This is a genomic window from Sorangium sp. So ce887, assembly GCF_051521455.1.
GTDB lineage: Bacteria > Myxococcota_A > Polyangia > Polyangiales > Polyangiaceae > Sorangium.
Genome location: NZ_CP150354.1, coordinates 1,951,803 through 1,970,218 on the forward strand (window position 1 = coordinate 1,951,803; position 18,416 = coordinate 1,970,218).

14 protein-coding genes are annotated in these 18,416 nt (G+C 70.6%); 8 read left to right on the plus strand and 6 right to left on the minus strand.

From position 1 onward, the window contains the following. Positions 1-18 precede the first annotated feature (18 nt). Positions 19-516, minus strand: coding sequence for a hypothetical protein (locus WMF36_RS07415; protein ID WP_437578899.1), 498 nt, complete (start codon positions 514-516; stop codon positions 19-21). A 181-nt stretch (positions 517-697) separates the two neighbouring features. On the opposite strand from WMF36_RS07415, the gene WMF36_RS07420 reads away from it, so the two are divergent. Further along, complete coding sequence (locus tag WMF36_RS07420) at positions 698-1,168, plus strand: hypothetical protein (RefSeq protein WP_437578900.1); 471 nt, start codon at positions 698-700, stop codon at positions 1,166-1,168. A 362-nt stretch (positions 1,169-1,530) separates the two neighbouring features. Further along, on the plus strand, positions 1,531-2,688 hold the full coding sequence (locus WMF36_RS07425) for a hypothetical protein (protein WP_437578901.1): 1,158 nt from the start codon (positions 1,531-1,533) through the stop codon (positions 2,686-2,688). Between the two features lie 348 nt (positions 2,689-3,036). Here WMF36_RS07425 and WMF36_RS07430 read toward each other — a convergent pair whose 3' ends face one another. The 3 genes from WMF36_RS07430 to WMF36_RS07440 form a co-directional block, all read right to left on the minus strand. Further along, complete coding sequence (locus WMF36_RS07430) at positions 3,037-3,393, minus strand: hypothetical protein (RefSeq protein WP_437578902.1); 357 nt, start codon at positions 3,391-3,393, stop codon at positions 3,037-3,039. Positions 3,394-4,081: 688 nt separating this feature from the next. Then, entirely contained in the window at positions 4,082-6,343 is a 2,262-nt protein-coding gene (locus WMF36_RS07435; protein ID WP_437578903.1) for an SdrD B-like domain-containing protein, read from the minus strand. A 1,350-nt stretch (positions 6,344-7,693) separates the two neighbouring features. Then, the gene (locus tag WMF36_RS07440; RefSeq protein ID WP_437578904.1) at positions 7,694-8,914 is read right to left on the minus strand and encodes a cytochrome P450; all 1,221 of its coding nucleotides are present in this window, start codon (positions 8,912-8,914) and stop codon (positions 7,694-7,696) included. Between the two features lie 193 nt (positions 8,915-9,107). Between WMF36_RS07440 and WMF36_RS07445 the strand changes: the two genes are divergently transcribed. The 5 genes from WMF36_RS07445 (at position 9,108) to WMF36_RS07465 (ending at position 14,517) form a co-directional block, all read left to right on the plus strand. Further along, the gene (locus WMF36_RS07445; RefSeq protein WP_437578905.1) at positions 9,108-10,799 is read left to right on the plus strand and encodes an SNF2-related protein; all 1,692 of its coding nucleotides are present in this window, start codon (positions 9,108-9,110) and stop codon (positions 10,797-10,799) included. Between the two features lie 274 nt (positions 10,800-11,073). Continuing rightward, positions 11,074-11,505, plus strand: coding sequence for a hypothetical protein (locus WMF36_RS07450; RefSeq protein WP_437578906.1), 432 nt, complete (start codon positions 11,074-11,076; stop codon positions 11,503-11,505). Between the two features lie 349 nt (positions 11,506-11,854). Continuing rightward, the gene (locus tag WMF36_RS07455; RefSeq protein ID WP_437578907.1) at positions 11,855-12,961 is read left to right on the plus strand and encodes a hypothetical protein; all 1,107 of its coding nucleotides are present in this window, start codon (positions 11,855-11,857) and stop codon (positions 12,959-12,961) included. A gap of 286 nt (positions 12,962-13,247) precedes the next feature. Next, a complete protein-coding gene (locus tag WMF36_RS07460; RefSeq protein ID WP_437578908.1) occupies positions 13,248-14,108 on the plus strand; it encodes a HipA family kinase in 861 nt (286 codons plus the stop codon). Beyond that, positions 14,089-14,517 carry a DUF3037 domain-containing protein gene (locus tag WMF36_RS07465; RefSeq protein ID WP_437578909.1) on the plus strand — a complete coding sequence of 143 codons (429 nt, stop codon included), beginning with the start codon at positions 14,089-14,091 and terminating at the stop codon, positions 14,515-14,517. The genes WMF36_RS07460 and WMF36_RS07465 overlap by 20 nt, the downstream gene beginning before the upstream one ends. On the opposite strand, the gene WMF36_RS07470 is transcribed toward WMF36_RS07465, so the two are convergent. After that, positions 14,518-16,527, minus strand: a complete 2,010-nt coding sequence (locus WMF36_RS07470) for a S9 family peptidase (protein WP_437578910.1) — start codon at positions 16,525-16,527, stop codon at positions 14,518-14,520. An 8-nt stretch (positions 16,528-16,535) separates the two neighbouring features. Next, positions 16,536-17,459 (minus strand): DUF808 domain-containing protein, encoded by a 924-nt coding sequence (locus tag WMF36_RS07475; RefSeq protein ID WP_437578911.1) that lies wholly within the window; start codon positions 17,457-17,459, stop codon positions 16,536-16,538. 346 nt (positions 17,460-17,805) lie between these two features. Between WMF36_RS07475 and WMF36_RS07480 the strand changes: the two genes are divergently transcribed. Beyond that, the gene (locus WMF36_RS07480) at positions 17,806-18,378 is read left to right on the plus strand and encodes an NADPH-dependent FMN reductase (protein WP_437487799.1); all 573 of its coding nucleotides are present in this window, start codon (positions 17,806-17,808) and stop codon (positions 18,376-18,378) included. The last annotated feature ends 38 nt before the right edge of the window (positions 18,379-18,416 follow it).

Genomic DNA, 18,416 nt, shown 5'->3' on the forward strand with positions numbered 1-18,416 from the left:
GCCGCGCGCGGGCGCGGATCAGGCCGACTTGGCGACCTTCATGCGCATCCGGTGCCTCAGCTCCTGGACCGCGCTGACGATCCTCGCCGCCTCGAGCGGCGCCTCGCCGGCGACCATGTGCTTCGACAGGAATGCTGCCGAATCGACCACGCTCCCGCTGAGTCGAAACGTGACCGGCGTGCTGGCCAGCATCATGAGCCCGGTCGCGACGCTGCGCACGGCCGACGCGAAGAAGCCCTGCCCCTCGCACGCGACGGACACGGCGCTCACCGCGCCTGGATACTCGTTGAAGACGCGCACGATGAGCTTTCGCAGCTCCGGCGGCGGCAGCGGGGTGCCAGGCTCGATGACGGCGAGGTGGCCGACCCCCCAGCCGAAGCGCGAGATGCCGGCCTTCATCTCTCGATAGTACGTCTGGGCCTCGTGGACGCCGTTCGCCCGCCAGACGGCGATGTTGAGCCGGTCGACCCAGCCGATGGCGCAGACATCGTTGACCAGTCGGACCTCCACGGTCATGGCCCGGATGTTAAGCAGCCCGCTCGCCGGGGTGCAAGGCCCGGTTGGGTCCTGGTCGTGCCCGGAGCGTGCCCTGGTCGCGCTCCTTCCTCGCGGCGCTGTGCGCCTCGCGTCGGCGCGCGAGGCGGGCGGACGCGCGAGGGCCATGAGGCGCGGGCGCCGGAGTGCTACGGCGTCGGTCATGAAGAGCGTTGCGCGAGAAGAAGAGGTGGACCGGTTCATCAAGCTCGTCGGGGCCGAGTCCTGGGAGGTCGCGCACAGGATCCTGGAGGGGCAGTTCGCCGTCCTCCACAACCGCGCCCAGGTGCTCATCGGCCTGTGCGGCATCGTCATCACCACGACCGGCTTCTCGGGCCGCCTCATCGCCGGCACGAGCCGCGCCGCGCAGGGGCTGATCATCGCCGGCGTGGCGACCGTCCTGCTCGCCGCGACGCTGATCGTCTGGGGTGTGCAGCACATCCGCTGGCTCACCCAGCAGCCGGGCAACGACATGCGCAGCTGGCTCCTCGTCTCACTCGCCTACCGGGACCGCAAGACCACGATCTACCGCGTCGCCATCGCGTTCCTGCTGGCGGGCCTCTCGTTCTATGTCGCGGCGATCGCCCTGATGCTACTCCACCCCACCGCGGCGCCGCCCTCGGGCGGGCGCTGAGCCCTGCGCCTCGACGGGCCCCGTGAACGGCGCCGCCGTCCTCTCGGCGTCATCGCGCCAGGGTCGAGCAGCCCTCATCGCTCGGCTGCCGGGCCCACTGGCGCGCTGCGCTCCGGGCTCGACTCCGGAGGTGGTCTGATGTGGCTGCCGCCCTCCCAGCGTATCCAGCGTCGGTGATCGCGAAGCGCATTGTGCTCCTGCCAACGTATTTAACCGTCCTTGCTGTTGAGAAGTTTCTTGGCACCAGATAATGTCGAGGGTGCAGGGCTGGCGCGGAGGCGCTCGGGTTCGGTGGTAGCCGCCACGGCGAACTGCCTCTCCGGCCGCGCAGCCTCGCCGGATAGATATAAGGAGGGGCTCGGATGAGAACCGTTCATTCTTTGGCGGTAACCGGTTTGCTGGTCGGCGCGTTCGCCGTAACGGGTTGCGGTGACGACGACGGCTCGGGCAGCGGCGGCGCTGGCGGAGGCCCCTCCAGCTCCAGCACGTCGAGCTTGACGGGCGGGACCGGCAGCTCGACCGGCACGGGAGCTGTCGGCGGCGGCTCGGGTGAAGGCGGCGGCGGGACCGTCGACCCGAACGAGCAGTGCTCCGGTTGCGCGCGCCTCTCCGTGCCGCTCACGCGCGCAAAGCAAGCGACGCAGTTCTTCATCGGGTTCGACGAGCCGGTCGACCTGACCGGCACCATCGTCACGTTCCGCGTGAAGGCCCACACCGGCACGAGCGGTGGTCTGCAGCCGTTCGTGCAAAACGGGGCTGACCTGTTCTGGGCGAACATCGGCTATACATGGAATCCGGTCGCCGGCCTGGGAGAGTGGGTGGACCTCACGATCGATGTCGATGCCGCGGCCTCGGCGTCTCCCTTCTTCAACGGAACCGTGGTGGCGTTGCTCGGGCTTCAGGTCACGGCGGGCGACACGGGGCCCTGGACCAACCCGACCGTCATCTACGTCGATTCCATCACGGTCACGAGGCCCGCGAGCATGAGCGGTGCGCGCGGCGCCGGGAGCCCGAGTGGCGAGCGCGGCGCGGGCGGCGAAGGCGGCGCGGGTGGCGAGGGCGGCATGAGCGGCGAGGGCGGCGTGGGTGGCGAAGGCGGCACCAGCGGCGTGGGTGGCGAAGGCGGCACCAGCGGTGTGGGTGGCGAAGGCGGCACCAGCGGCGTGGGTGGCGAGGGCGGTGTGGGTGGCGAAGGCGGCACCAGCGGCGCGGCCGGCGCGGGCGGTGTGGGTGGCGCAGGCGGCTCGGGCGGCGAAGGCGGCGAAGGCGGCGCGGCTGGGGCCGGCGGCGCGGGTGGCGCGGGCGGCACCAGCGGCTCGGGCGGCGAAGGCGGCGCGGCTGGGGCCGGCGGCGTGGGCGGCGAAGGCGGCGCTGGCGGCGAGGGCGGCGGCGGCGGCGGCCCCGGGGAAGATGTGGTTCATGTGGTGGGCCCGTTCGAGTTCACGACCGGCGTGGAGCCCATGGTGATCGGCGATTATATGCCAGTGGCAGGCTCGACGCTGCTTCACATCGCCGACTGATCGCGCGCCAGCCCGCGGCGCCCGCTGCTCCTCACCACGGAAGCGCGCGAGACGCGCTAGCTAGCACCTCGCGCCCAAGGACGAATTGGGGGTGCCGAGCGGGCGCGATCCGTCGGATCGCGTTCGCGGTGGCGAACCGTCGCGATCCGTGTCTTTTGTCGCAATTCCATGGGGGCGTGGACCCGGTTCGCACCCGTTCGCGAGCCCTGGACCCAACCCAGGCCGAACGAATAGGCGTTTGCGGGACTGCGCCGGGACCTCGCCGCCGCTGCTGCTCAGGCGCGGTCCCGCAAACGCCTGTTCGTTGGCGGCTGTCCGCCTGTGGTTGCGTGCGTTTGCCGACACGCCCTAACAGGATGGAGATGTCTTGCGGCTTGATCCCGTCCTTCGAGGCTCGAGCTCGAGGTGGTTTTCACCAGCGTTGCGCCGATGCCAACGCTCGAGCACGTTGACAAGGGCCGCGAGGATCCAGCCCAACGCTGCCCCGAGGCCAGGCGAAGGCTCGTCGCACAGCGTCGGTGCGACCGAGAGTCGCAGCCGGTCCTGGATGATCTCCTGAGCGCGGCGAATGGATCGTGGATCCCGGCGGTCGAACCAGATGGCTTCGCCAAACGACTCGTTGGCCTCGGGGCCTTGGTCCTCCGCGGGCTCGAGGTGCAGGATCACGGTGTGTCGTCCCAGTGTGGCTGGCGGATCGATCAGCATGTTCCTGGAAACAGCGTGATACGCGCTCGTGACAGATCGGTGGCACAAGCGAAGATTCTCCGTTGCAGCGCCGCGCTCACCCCGGAGGCTGTGGAGTGAACGCGGCCCCCTCGATGCATGGATAAGTTGCTGATACAGCGTCACTTTTTCAGGAGGGATGCGGATCGCGTAAGGTTCTCTATGTCAACCAGCGCGTGCAGCGTGGCTGTACGGTGGGACGGCCACTACGAGGAGATTGACTTTCGGATCGCGTTTGAATTTCCTGGCCCCTCGACCCCGCTCATTGGCGGGGCGGTGTAGACGGTGCCGGCAGGGGCGCCCTTCCGTGCGGCAGGGGCAATTTGGCGCGCGAGGGGCCGATTACGCCCACCGGTGGGGCACATCCGCCGCTGTGCTTCGCCGGTGCCGGTGCGCCGTGTGACGCGGTTGCGATCTGCGCCACGCGCGGCGTCGTTCCACTCGCAGCGGGAGCCGTCGGGCGCTGCGCGTCTAGGGCGGCGATCCGCCGGCGCCGGAGCGCTGTTGAAGGAGGAACTCGGGGGAGGGGAGCGGCGCAGGAGGGAAAGCGGCTGAGGAGAGGGGGAGGGGCCAGCGCAGGTCGCGCTTGAGGTGGTTCGCTCGGGGCGGGCGCTGGCCTCGGGGAGCTCTCGTCTTGCTGGCCGATTACCGGTTATCGGCAGATCATCGGTCAGTCACGGTGCGGCGCGCAGAGGAGGCCGTTGTTGTAGTTGTCGAGCTTCTCGGCGAGCGGCTCGCCGGTCGCCCAGGGCGAGTTCTTGCCTCCCTCCTTCACGTTGCTGCCGAGCGGGTACTTCTTGAGCCAGGCGTCGGCCGCGGCGATGGTGTCCTCGATGCAGCTCGACTGGTTGCCGATACCGACGTTGAGCTTGGCGACGATGAGGTGCTTCGCGATGATGTACGTGACGTCACCCTTGGTCGGACGGCTGATGATGTCGAGGAGCTGGGACTTCGTGTACGTCTTGCCTCCGATGGTCAGCTGCGAGACCTTCCACGCGCTCTCGTGGTTCTTCCAGTAACCGGGGGTGCCGGTGCCGGGGGACGCGCACTGGCAGGCGCCGCAGTCGGCCGTGCAGCTCGAGCAGTCCTCGGAGCCGGCCTTGCAGACGCCATCGCCACAGACCGGCGGGCACTCGCCGCAGTCGGCCGCGCAGCTCGAGCAGGTCTCACCGGCTTCGCAGACGCCGCTGCCGCAGACCGGCGGGCAGATGCCGCAGTCGCTCGGGACCTCGAGGCAGTTCTCGCCGGCCTCGCAGACCCCGTTGCCGCCGACCGCGGGGCAAGCGCCGCAGTCGCCGGCGCAGGTCGCGCAGTCCTCGCCGTTCTCGCAGGTACCATTGCCGCAGACCGCGGGGCAGGTGCCGCAGTCGTCCGAGCAGGTGCCGCAGTCCTCGCCGGCCTCGCAGGTGCCATTGCCGCAGACGGGCGGGCAAGCGCCGCAGTCGGCGCTGCAGCTCCCGCAGCTCTCGCTCGCGTCGCAGGTGCCGTCGCCGCAGACCGGCGGGCAGACGTCGCAGTCTGCCGCGCAGCTGCCGCAGTCCTCGCCGATCTCGCAGGTGCCGTTGCCACACTGGGGCGGGCAGATGCCGCAGTCGACGGCGCAGGTGGAACAGCTCTCGTCGCCGCCGCAGACGCCGTTGCCGCAGGAGAGCTGGTAGCCGAAGTCCGCGTCGAGGAGGTCCTGGGCCCAGCCGAGCGAGACCACGCCCACGTTGTCGAGCCCGCCATCGGGGTCGGCCGTCGGCTCCTGTTCAGCGAGCGGACCGCTCGTCATGAAATTGTCGGGCGTGATGACCACCGAGTAGGTGCCCGCCGGGAGCGTGTCGAAGAGGTAGAAGCCGGGCTGGCCGGTGTAGGGGCTCGTGCCGGTGATGGTGAAGTCGATCAGCTGGTCCCCCTGGAACAGCTCGACACGGACGCCGTTGACGCCGAGCTCGCCCGTCTCCGGCTCGTAGAGCCCGTCGGAGTCGCTGTCGAGCCAGACCGTGTCACCGATCGACGAGTACGTCACGTAGCCGAGGTCGGCGTTGGCGACGTTCTCACCCGCGTCGAGGGACACGGCGAGCGGCTCGTCGTCGCTGGTCAGGAGGTGGCCGAGCGGGAGCGTCGTGTCGTCGACGTCGACAACGTAACAGCCCGCGTCGAGCTCGGAGAAGCGGTAGATGCCGTTTGCGCCGGTCACGGTCGTATGGAGCGCGGCGCCCTCGGCGACGCCGTCGCAGTTCGCGTCGCCGAAGAGGTCGACGACGACGCTGGAGATGCCGAGCTCGGAGGCGTCCTCGACGCCGTCCGCGTTCGCGTCGAACCACACCTTGTCGCCGATCGAGCCCTTCGGCGCCGTGTAACAGACCTCGAGGAGAGGGCGGTAAGACAGGTCGGTGTGGGCGCTGCCCTTGTACGACGTCTTCCCGCTGGCGCCCTCCTCGAGGAGGATCCCGTAGCTCGGCGCCGTCTCGCTCACCCACTTCTGCACGATCCCGGTGAGGTCGACGGAGGTCCACCCCGTGACGTTGGGCACGAACGAGGTCACCGCGGTGGGATCCATGCCGCCGAAGTTGTTCCACGTGACAAGCTCCTCGCTCCAGGGGGCGAGCACCTGGTGGACGTACACGGTCTTCGCGGTGCTCGTGTACGTCAGCGCGTAGAACTTGGCCGACGTGACGAGAGAGCCCGCGGGGATGGGGCTCAGATCGAAGCGGAACAGGGCGCGCTTCTCGCCGACCGTGCTGGAGTACCCCGTGTTCACCTCAAAAGGAGACGGGACGTGGTAGCTCGGGGCGAGGCTCCAGATCTCGGCGTTGAAGATGTCGCCCAGAACACCCCGCCGGATCACGGTGCAGGTGGGGGATGGAGCGGTGGTGTTGGCGAGGCTGGTGGCGGTGATGAACAGCGTGGCGAGCGCGGCAGAAGATGCGATTGCGATCTGCTTCATTGGTAGCTCCTTGAGGTCCTCACAGGTGAACCATTGCTGGAGCGTCATCCGAATAGCAGGCACCATGACACGCGGGTCAGGCGAGGTCGGTTTCGCGGGCTCCGGTCGGAATGAGCCCCGCGGGCTGATCAGGATCGGATCAAGTACGCGGGTGCTTTGGCTTCGATCAGAGGGCGGATGCGCAACATGACAGCGTTCAAGATAGCAACTCGACCATGAAAGTGTCCAGGCCTTTTTGAAGGTGGACGAGAAAAATGCATCGAGTTGCGCAGTGACAATTTCGGGTCGTGCGGTGACGCTTTTTGTCTTCTCGCGACCCGTGGAGAGGAACGCAGAGAAGAGCGCGGTCTGTCGCGTCGATATCGATGGCCAGTGTGCAGCTCGCAGTCCGCGGATTGCCGCGTGCCCCGCGCCGCGCGTGCGGCGGTGGCGCGCCACGACGCTCAGCGGGCTCAGCAGCCCTCTCCGACCCTTCGCAGGGGCCGAGGGACGAACAGGATCGGATCAGGTACGCGGGAGTGTCTGACGAGATTTGATGCAGAATGCGCACGGGACCATTTTTCAAGATAACGAGTCTTCGTTTCGCCTGTCTAGATCCTTTTTTTGCGCCGTGAGCTTTTTGTGTGGTCGCCGGTGCGGGTGGGTGTTGGGTGCCGGGCGCCGTTCATCGCACACCGTTCATCGCACACCGTTCATCGCACACCGTTCATCGCACACCGTTCATCGCACACCGTTCATCGCACACGTTCATCGTCCACCGCCCACCGCGGCCGGGGACCTGCGCCTCGGGCGTGCATCGAGGTGTCGTTCGGCGTCCTCCGTCGGTAACCGTCGTAACCAGGCTGTGGAGTGAACGCGGCCCCCTCGATGCATGGATAAGTTGCTGATACAGCGTCACTTTTCCAGGAGCGATGCGGATCGCGTAAGGTTCTCTATATCAACCAGCGCGCGCAGCGTGGCCGTACGGTGGGACCGGTGATGTCGCGGGCCCTTCACCGCGGACGACGCGGCGGCGGAGGCCGCCCCGTTGGGCCACACCGGAGCCGCCCTCGGCGGCGAAACAGGCGGAAACCGTGAACATCGCTGCTGTTTCCGGCGACGGCTCGTTATCGACCGGCTTTTCTGGCGGGACGATTCTGCGGGGGCGAACCGTCGCGATCCGTCTATGTGAGCCCTGTTCGCCGAGGACGGGCCCACACGTTGTCTGCACCACCGACGTTGTCCACCGTCAGCGGCAGCTGAGCTGCCCCAATCCCTGATGACCCCTCCAGGGTCGCGATCGACCGGGCGGACCAGGCCATCTCCCGGTCGTACCGCAGTGATCGTGGGAATGGGCCGAGGCCGCCCGCTTCAGGCTGCGGGGAAGCGAACGCGCAGCGAGCTCGGCCCGCGGTCCTGCAGGTTCGAGCCGGCGTAGCTCAACGTCTGTTCGGCGAGCTCCCAGCGCGGCAGCGAGAGCAGGGCGCGCACCGACTCCTCCACTTCCATCCGGATGAGCGGGGCCCCCGGGCAGTAATGAGCGCCGCTCCCGAAGGTCAGGTGCCGGCTCTGCTGCCGGGTGATATCGAAGCGGTCCGGCTCGGAGAACAGCCCGGGATCGCGGTTCGCCGCGGCGAGCATCGCGAAGACGAACTGCCCCTCGGAGACCCTGGCGCCCCGGATCTCCGTGTTCCTGGCGCACATGCGGCTGAGGGAGAGCACGGACGGCTCGAAGCGCAGGCTCTCCTCGACCGCGCCGCGGACGAGGCCTGGCGCCTCCCGGAGCTTCGCGAGCTCGGCGGGGTGGTTGAGGAGCGCGAGCACGGTGTTCGCGATCTGGTTCACGGAGGTCACGAATCCCGCGGCGACCATCTGGAAGCATTGCATGGCCGCCTCGCCCGCAAGCTCGGTGCCTCCGTCTTCTGCCGCGATGAACCTGCTCGCGACGTCTTCGCCCGGCGCCTTCCGGCGCTCCTCGACGAGCCGCATCATGTAGTCGACCATGTCGCAGCAGCTTTGCTTCACCGCCCGCTTCTGCTCCTCCGCGCTGACCCCGCCGCCAGCGAGCTTCAGGAGGTCCGTCGACCATCTCATGAACTGCGGTCGATCGGCCTCCGGTATCACGAACATCTCGGCGAGCGTGTTGAGCGCGACCGCCTCGGAGAACGCCGAGACGACATCCATCTCGCCGTCGCGCCGCGCCTTCTCGGTGGCGCGCTGCACGAGCCCCACGACCCGCGGGCGCATCCACTCGACGGCCGACGGCGAGAACCCTTTCATGATGAGCTGTCGAAGCTCCGTGTGGCGCGGCGGGTCCTGAAAGAAGGCGAGCCGCGACAAGGAGTTGAACGTTTTTCTCGAGAGCTCGTCCTCGCCGAGCATGCCGAGGCCGCCGAGGAGCGCCGTCGCCCGCCGCGCGGTGAAGCTCGAGTCCCTCACGAGCCCCTCGATATCGGCAGGTGCGGTGATGATGAAGCACTGCAACGGCTCGAAGAAGTAGACCGGCGCCTCGGTGCGGAGCCGATCGAGCGTCGGGAATGGATCGGCGAAGAAGCGTTCGCTCGTGAGGTCGAAGCCAGAGGTGACGGCCATGGTCCTTCTTTCCTTGTGGCGCCCGTGGCGCGGCGGGGATCCACGGCCAGGCTAGGGTATCGCCACGCCGCCGTGAAGCGCCCTGCCCGCGCGTCGATCGTCGATCGCCCGCGCGACGGCGGCCGAGAGGTCTCGCCGAGCCTTCACGCCGATTCCTGCGCGGGCGCGCGGCCGCGCTGGTATCAGGGCCGTCATGACGACGATGCGCGCCAAGCGAACGGTCTCGGCCCCGCGTAGAGCCTCCAGCGCGGCCGCTCCAGCGGCCCCTGCGCCGCGCGCGGCGGCGGAGCGAGCCCACGTGCTCGACGTCCCGTTCACGATGCGCGCGGTCGCGTCCGCGAGCGGCGCGCGCTGGGACGCGGCGCACGGCGTGTTCGTCGTTCGCGCAGAGACGCTCCCGCCGGCCCTCGCGCCGCTCCGCGCCGCGCCGTACTCGTGGGAGCGACGCATCGAGCTCGCGCTCAACGACGACCCCGCGCCCGCGCCGGCCGCCCCCGCCGGGGCGATCGTCCCCCGCCCGCACCAGCTGGACGGCGTGCGGGCCATCGCCGCCGCGAAAGCCGGGCGGCGCGCCGGGTTCCTCCTCGCCGACGACGTCGGCCTCGGCAAGACGATCACCGCCTGGGCAGCGGTCCTCGGGATGCCGGACGTCACAACGGTGCTGATCGTCTGCCCGCTCGCCGTCGTCGCGCACTGGCGCCGCACCGTGCAGGCCATGGGCGACGCAGGCAAACAGGTCGTGATCATCAACTATGATCGGCTCGGCAAGCTCTTCGAGGTGACCCCGGAGGCGCGGCGAAGGATCCGATCGAAGAAGGGACTGGCGCGCGCCGGCAGCGCCGCGGAGTTCGACGTGGTGATCTGGGACGAGAGCCACCGCTGCAAGAACCCGGCGGCGGCGCGCTCCAAGCTCGCGGTCAAGCTCAACGCACGCGCACGGTTCGTGCTGTGGCTCTCCGCCACCGCGGGGCAGAACCCGCTGGAGCTGTCGTATCTCGCGCCGCTCCTGGCCAGCGCGACCGGGAGCCGCTCCGCGGATCTGAAGGACTTCGAGCAGTGGTGCGCCGGCCAGGGGCTCGGGGTTGCGCGCGGCGCCTTCGGCAGGTGGGACTGGCGCGGCGATCCGGCGGACTGCGAGAAGGTGCGTGCCCTCCTGTTCGACGGCCGTCCCGCGGTAGGGATGCGGCGTCGCCCGGAGGACGTGGCCGGCTGGCCCGAGATCAACCGCATCCTCACCCCCCTCGAGCTCGATGCCTCCGCGCGGGAGCTCTACGCGCAGGCCTGGACCGCGTTCCGCCGCGAGATGGAGCTCGTGCCGAAGGGCGCGAACCCGAGGTCGGCGCTCGCCGCGACGCTGCGCCTGCGACAGAAGAGCTCGCTCATCCGCGTGCCAGGCACCGTGGAGCTCGTGCGTGAGCTGCTCGACAACGGGCATCAGGTCGCGGTCTCCGTCGCCTTCATGGAGACGCTCGAGGCCGTGCAGGCCGCGCTGGCCCGGGAGCGCGTCCCGTGCGCGCTGATCCACGGCGCGCTGCCGGCCGGCGAGAAGGAGGCCGAGCGCCTCCGCTTCCAGCGCGGCGAGCCGCTCGTGGTGCTCTTCACCGTGGAAGAGGGGATCTCGCTCCACCAGGGCGAGCACAACGAGGTGCCGCGCTCGGAGGTGATCCACGATCTGCGGTGGTCGGCGATCCAGATGGCGCAGATCGAGGGCCGCTGTCACCGCGATGGACGCTTTGCGCAGGTCTACTGGGCGTATGCCGACGATACCGTTGAAGAGAAGATCGCCGCGATCGTGTGCCGCCGGATCCAGTCGATGAAGGCGATGGTCGGCGATGATGTCGAGACGATGCACGAGATCGAGCGGTTGCTCGCCGGAGCCGCTTGAACGCCGTTCGACCCCGCCGCGGCGTCGGCGCTGGGCGGGCGCGGAGCGCCGCACATCGATGCGCTCGCTGAGGCGAAATGCGCCATGCGTGCGCGGTGCAGCGGCGCAAAGGGCGCAGGATCGCGCGGCGGTGGGCGCAGCTCCCCCGGCGAGGCCCAGGCGGCACGGTGCGTGCTTTGACCGCGCAGAGAACGGACGACCACGGAGATGACGGGGGCCGCCGCGAGCGGTCCCCGCGAGGCGGGCGGCTCCGGTCTCTGCGAGGATGATTGTCATGCACGACACTGGTTTTGATGCTGTCGAGAACGACCTTGAGGCGCGCCGCCGGGGCGATGAGCCGTTGCCCGCGGGCGTCCCTCCGCGCGCCTCCGCCCTGGCGAAGGCCGCTGCTGGGGCCCTCGCGGGGGCCGCGGCGGGCGCGGCGGTGGGCGCGATCGCCGGCCCGACCGGGGCTGTCGCCGGCTCGGTGATCGGCACGCTCGTCGGGACGGTCGCGGAGGTGGTCGTCTCGCGCGATCGGCAGCGGGAGGCGCAGCGGGACGCCGCGCTCGACGCGGAGATCGGCGTGGTCGGCGGGGACATCGGCGCGGCGCCACCCGGCCAGCCCGCCGCGCAGCGCGGCGCCTTCTCCGCGCCGGCCGCCGGGTCCGTCGACGTCTGGGCCGGGCCGGCCGGCGGTCCGATGCAGAACGTCGAGCACGCCTGAGCGCTCGTCGTCCCCCGGCGCCGGTCGAGCTGCGCACAGCGCTGCGCCCGGTCCGAACTCCTGGCCAGCCTTCCTTCGCCGGTGCTCCGGTGCATCTCCCGCGCTGGCGGCGAGGCCGACGATCGGTGATCGTCCGGCGCGCCGAGGGCTGCATGTCGGAAAAGTCCACCTGCGCCGTTGAGAAAATTCCGGCTTCGGGATAACGTCGCGCCCGCGCGGCGGGTTCGGAGAGAGCTCGGGTACGGCAAGAGCAGGTACGGCGAACGGCGATCTCAGCCGCGCGGCCCCGCGTGGGACACATGGAGAGGATGCGATGAGATCAGTACTTTCTTTGGCGCTATGTGGATTGGTGACCGGCGCGTTCGCGTTGACGGGTTGCGGCGACGACGGTGACGGCGGCAGCGGCGGGGGCACCTCCTCCAGCACGTCGACGAGCTCGACGAGCGGCCCCGGGAGCTCGACCAGCACTGGGGTCGGCGGCGAGGGCGGCGAAGGCGGCCAAGGTGGCGAGGGCGTGGGCGGCGAGGGCGTGGGCGGCGAGGGCGGCCAAGGTGGCGAGGGCGTGGGCGGCGAGGGCGGCACGAACGAAGGAGGCGGGGGCGCCGCTCCGGACATCGGTCCTGGTCCGGACGAGAGCTGCTCGGGTTGCGCCCGGCTGGCCGTGCCGCTCACCGCGGCCACCACAGGGACGCTGTTCCAGTTCGACATCCCGGAGCTCGTCGACCTGACCGGCGCCACCGTCACGTTCCGTTTGAAGGCCCACGCCGCCACTGGCGGTGGTGTGCAGACGTTCGTACAGAACGGAGAGGCACGGAACGACGATGAACAGGCCTGGGTGGGCGTCCCCTGGGCGTGGACGGACTTCAGCAGCCTGGGCGAGTGGACGGAGCTCACCATTGACGTCGATGCCGCCGCTGCGGCCGCTGCGGAGGACGTGAAGTTCAACAAGACCGCGGTGAGGCGCATCGGCCTCAAGGTCGATGCAGGTAGCGCGGGGCCCTGGGCCAACCCGACCGTGGTCTACGTCGACTCCATCACCGTCACGAGGTCCGGCGGCACGAGCGGCGCTGGCGGCGAGGGCGGCGCCGGTGGCGCGACGGGCGAGGGCGGCGCCGGCGGCATGAGCGGCGAGGGCGGCGCCGGCGGCATGAGCGGCGAGGGCGGCGCCGGGGGCATGAGCGGCGAGGGCGGCGCCGGCGGCATGAGCGGCGAGGGCGGCGCCGGGGGCATGAGCGGCGAGGGCGGCGCCGGCGGCATGAGCGGCGAGGGCGGCGCCGGTGGCGCGACGGGCGAGGGCGGCGCTGGCGGCACGAGCGGCGAGGGCGGCGCCGGCGGCGCGAGCGGCGAGGTCATTCATGTGATCGGTCCGTTCGAGTTCACGACCGAGCTGGAGGGATTGCTGCTCGGTGACTACCAGACCGTGTTGGGATCGCGGCTGGATCACCTCGGCGAGTGAGCCAGGACGGCCTGCGGCGCTCGTTCTCGCGCAGCTGCGCGGAGCGAGCGCCCGGCCGGCCTCATCGATCATCGAGGGCGCGCGTTCCGGTGCGACCCAGCTCGACCCAGCTTCCCCGTTTCACGTAACGTCAATGCGCGCCTGCTGTCGGTGCTGGCCGCGGCGTCGCCTTGCGAGCCACCGGACCAGCGCGCGGCGGCGACGCGCTGGCATCGAGCGCCGAGATGTCGTCAACTACCGCCGCCTGACCCGAGGGGCGCAGTCCTCCACGTGGCCAAGGTCCCGCATGATCCGAACCGTCCGCACGACCCGCTACGTCACCCCGCTCCGTGAGGGCGGGTCGCTGCCGGCCCTCGTCGAGGCCGACGACGACGGGCTCTATGTGCTGAAGTTCCGCGGCGCCGGCCAGGGGCCGAAGGCGCTCATCGCGGAGCTCGTCGCGGGGGAGATCGGGCGCGCGCTCGGGCTGCCGGTGCCGGAGATCGTGCTCATGGAGCTCGACCCCGAGTTCGGGCGCGCCGAGCCGGACCCCGAGCTCTCGGACCTGCTCTCGGTGAGCGCCGGCCTGAACCTCGCCCTCGACTACCTGCCCGGGTCGCTCGCCTTCCATCCGCTCGCCGGCCCGGCGCTCGACCCTGGGCTTGCGGCGGCCGTCGTCTGGTTCGACGCCTTCGTGAGCAACGTGGACCGGACGCCCAAGAACCCGAACCTGCTCCTGTGGCACCGCCGCCTCTGGCTGATCGACCACGGCGCGGCGCTCTACGTCCACCACGCCTGGACCGACGCGACCGATCCGCTCGCCGACGCCCCCGACCGCTTCCCGCTCATCGGGAACCACGTCCTCTTGCCGTTCGCCGGCGACCTCGCCGCGGCCGACGCCGCGCTGAGCGCCCGGCTCACCCCCGAGCGCATCGCGGAGATCGTCGCCGCGATCCCGGACGCGTGGCTGGTCGAGCAGGCGCCCCCGGTCCGGCTCGCCGGAGAGCGGCGCTCGGCGTTCTCGTCCGACCCGGTGGACGAGCCCGGGCCGCAGGACGCGCCGGTCGCGGCGGCGCGGCGCGCGGCGTATGCCGCCTACCTGACCCGCCGCCTCGCGTCGCCGCGGGGCTTCGTCGAGGAGGCGCTCGATGCTCGAGCCCGGCGCTAGCCCTCCGCCTGCCCGCGCGGGGGCCGACCCCTTCGATTACGCCGTGCTGCGCGTGGTCCCGCGCGTGGAGCGCGGCGAGCGCGTCAACGTCGGGGTGGTCCTCTTCTGCCGCGCCCGGGGCTTCCTCGACGCGCGCCTCGAGCCCGACGAGCGGCGCCTGCTCGCCCTCTGGCCCGATCTCGACCTCGAGGCGGTCCGCGGCCACCTCGACTTCATCCGCCGCGTCTGCGCCGGCGATCCGGCGTGCGGGCACGTCGCCGGGCTCCCCCAGGCCGAGCGCTTCGGCTGGGTGGTGTCGCCGGCCAGCACCATCGTCCAGCCCTCGCGCGTCCACGTCGGCCTCGGCGCCGACCCGGCCGCGGCCCTCGACAGGCTGCTCGCGGCCCTGGTGCGGCCGGAACAGGGCTGATCACCGCGGCGGTGCGCCCTCCTGCACGTGAGTTTGCAGGAACCCGGCGATGCGCCGCTGGGCGTCGATCCGCGTCTCGGTCTTCGAGAACATGTGCCCCTCGTCCGGGTAGATCGTGAGCTCCGCGACGCCGCCGCGCTTCCGGATCGCCTCCGCCATCTGGATGGCCTCGGTGGGCGGATCGCTCGGGTCCTTGCCCCCGGCGAGGAGCAGGACCGGCGCGCGGATGCGATCGACGAAGTGGATCGGCGACCGGTCGAGCCAGAGCGCGCGGTTCTTCTCGGGATCGCCCATCATGAACCGGTCGTACTCGCGCAGCTCCGGGTCCTCGGTCGCGAACTCGGTGAAGAGGTTCACGAAGGGGACGATGGAGACGGCAGCGGCCCACGTCTCCGGCTGCTTGGCGACCCCCATCAGGGCCATGTAGCCGCCGTAGCTCCCGCCCATGATCACGAGGCGCTTCGGATCGACGAACCCGGTGCGCGCCACCCACGCCGCGGCGTCGCGCACGTCGTCGAGGTCGCCGCCGCCCCAGTCGAACCGGTTCGCGAACGCGAACTCGTCGCCATAGCCCGTCGAGCCGCGGAAATTCGGCGCGATCACCACGTATCCCTGGTGGACGAGGTGCTGGATCCCGGGGTTCCACTTGTTGGCGAACTGCGACGTCGGGCCCCCGTGCACGTAGGTGATCGCGGCGCTGCGCCCGTCGCGCGGCAGGTTGTAGGGCACATAGACGAACGCGGAGATCGTGAGTCGGCCGTCCGAGCTCCGGTAATGCACGAGCTCCGGGTGCACGAGATCCGCAGGGTCGATGCTCTCCGAGAGCGCGCGCGTCACCCGGCGGGACGCCCCCGTCGCGAACGCGTGGACCCACACCCCGCGGGGGCCGTCAGGGCCTTCGTGGAAGAAGAAGAGTTGGGACCCGTCGGGCGAGAACGCGCTGGGCGCGGGGAGGACCTCGTTGAACCCCTTCCCGGCGGGCAGCGTGCGGACAGCCCCGGTGCTCCGATCGACGATCGCGAGATCCGCGTTGCCATCGGCGTTATGAGAGAACGTGACGAAGCGTCCGTCCGGCGAGAACGCCCCCGGTTGGTTCGACCATTCATCGCTCACGATCCAGTCGAGCGCGTTCGTCGCGAGATCGAGGACGGCGACGCCGTCGCGCCCGTTCCTTGCGTTCGAGCCGAGGAGCAGCTTCGCGCCGTCGGGGGAGAAGTCGACGGCGAGGTAGGAGCGCTCTCCCTCGTGCGGCGTGACCAGCTTGCGCGCCCCGGTGGCGAGGTCGACGACGTAGACATTGCTGTTCTTCCGCGCGCCGTCGGACTCGGTGTACGCGAGGCGCTTCCCGTCGCGCGAGAACACCGGGGCGATGTTGCTGAGCCCGGCCCGTGTGCCCGTCGTGACCGGGCGGAGGTGCCGGCTCTGGACATCGAGGAGCGCGATCTCGGACGACGGCGACGTCCTGGGCCGCACCATGCAGGCGATCGTCTTGCCGTCCGGGGAGAAGCGCGCGCCGGACTCGGCGACGTCGGGGGTCGCCGTGAGGTGGGTGAGCTCGGTGCCGTCGGGCCGGACGATGAACAGGTCCCATTGCTCGTCGCCGTCCGTGTCCGATTGAAACGCGATCCAGGCGCCATCCGGGGAGAAGGCGGGCTTCGTCTGGCGCTGCTCGCTCCTCGTGAGCGGGCGAGCCGCACCGCTCTCCACGTCGGCGATCCAGAGGTTGTAGCGGCCGCTCGCGTTGCCGCTGTACACGACGCGCTTCCCGTCGGGGGACGCCCACGCCCCCTCGAGCGAGACCGACCGGAAGAGCTCCTCGAGCGGCACGGTGCGCGCCCCCGGGCGGGACCGGCTCTCGAGGCGCGCGGGATCGTCGAGCGCGGCGTCCGGGCGCGACGGCGGCCGGGAGGCGGCCGCTCCGGGGGCGGCGTCCGCCGGCCGTGGCGCGGGCGCGGTACAGCCGAGGGCGGGCGCTGCGACGAGGAGGAGCGAGGCGAGCTCGCGGGTCATGTTCGGCCTCAGGGGGCGTGCTTGTCGCGGCCGAGCGCCCGCTTCACCGCGGTCACGACGCCCAGCACCACCGCGCCGGCCGCGACGCCGACCACGGCGTTCGCCAGCGACGGCACCACAGCGCCGAGCACGGGGCCGACGCCGTGGGTCATGTCCTCGATGCGGTGATGGAGCCACGGCACCCCGTGCGTCAAGATGCCGCCGCCGACCAGGAACATCGCCGCCGTGCCGGCGACCGACAGGCCCTTCATCAGCCAGGGCGCCGCCTTCAGGATGCCGCGGCCCAGCGCCTGCTGGAGCCGATCGCCCTGGCGGCTCAGGTGGAGGCCGGCGTCGTCGAGCTTGACGATGCCGGCGACCAGGCCGTAGACGCCGACCGTCATGAGCAGGGCGATGCCGGTCAGCACGGCGACCTGCGTGCCGAACGGCGACGCCGCCACGGTGCCCAGCGTGATCGCGATGATCTCGGCCGACAGGATGAAGTCGGTGCGCACCGCGCCCTTGATCTTGTCCTTCTCGAACTCCACGAGGTCGATCTTCGGGTCGGTGAGCGCGTGCACCAGCTCGGCGTGGTGGGCCTCGTCCTCCTGCTCGGAGTGCAGCACCTTGTGCGCGACCTTCTCGAACCCCTCGTAACAGAGGAAGGCGCCGCCGATCATCAGCAGGGGGGTGATGGCCGCGGGCACGAAGGCGCTAATCGCCAGCGCCGTCGGCACCAGGATGACCTTGTTGAGCATCGAGCCCTTGGCCACGGCCAGCACGACCGGCAGCTCGCGTTCGGCGGTGACGCCGGTCACCTGCTGCGCGTTCAGCGCGAGGTCGTCGCCCAGCACGCCGGCGGTCTTCTTGGCGGCCACCTTGGTCAGCACGGCCACGTCGTCCAGCACGGTGGCGATGTCGTCGATCAGGGTGAGCAGGCTGCTTCCGGCCATGGAGTGAGGTCCTCGTCGAGTGGATGGGGTGAGGGGCGTCGCGGCGGCGCCGCCTGGCGGCCGTCGCGGCCCGGCAGGATAGCGGCGCCGGCCGTCGCCGGTCGAAGATCCTAGGCGTTCACGTCGACCGGCGAGCCTAGCATGCGCGGTCCCTCGACGTCGCCCGCGCCGCGCGGCCCGGGCGACGCCGGCCGACCGCGAGGGCGCGCGCGCGCCTTGACGGCGAGGCGGCGAGGCGGCCAGACGGCGGATTGGACACTATCCAACAGGTTGGAGCGCGAGCTGACGCGATGGACACCCCAGCTTACCCTGATGGCATGTTCGTTCCTGGCTGGAGGGAGCCCTCATGAAGATAGGTATTTTGCTTGGCAGCACGCGGGTCGGAAGGCAGTCGCACAAGGTCGCGCATCACCTGGAGAAGAAGCTGCAGGAGCGGGGCGTCGCGACGGATCTGATCGATCTGGCCGATGACCCGCTGCCGATCCTGGAGGCGCGCGCCGGCCGAAACGCGCAGGTCCAGGCGAGGGTCCAGGCCCTGAGCGCGCGCCTGCACGCGGCGGACGCGCTCGTGTTCGTGACGCCGGAGTACCACGGGAGCTTCTCGGGCGTGCTGAAGAACGCGATCGACCATTTCTGGGAGGAGTTCGGCAGAAAGCCGATCGGCGTGGTCGCGGTCTCGGCGGGGAAGCTGGGGGGCATCAACGCGTCGACCCAGCTGCAGCACGTGATCCTGAGCCTCGGGGCCTTCCCGCTGCCCACGAAGCTGCTCGTCTCGGAGGTCCAGAACGCGTTCGACGAGTCGCTCCAGCTCAAGGGCGAGCAGGTCGTGAAGTCGACCGAGCGGTTCCTGGACGAGTACCTCTGGTTCGCCCGCGCGATCGTCCAGGCGAAGCAGGCCGCGACGGGGAGGGCGGCGTAGCCGCGGCCGGCGACCGTCGAGCGCGCCGCGCCGCGCCG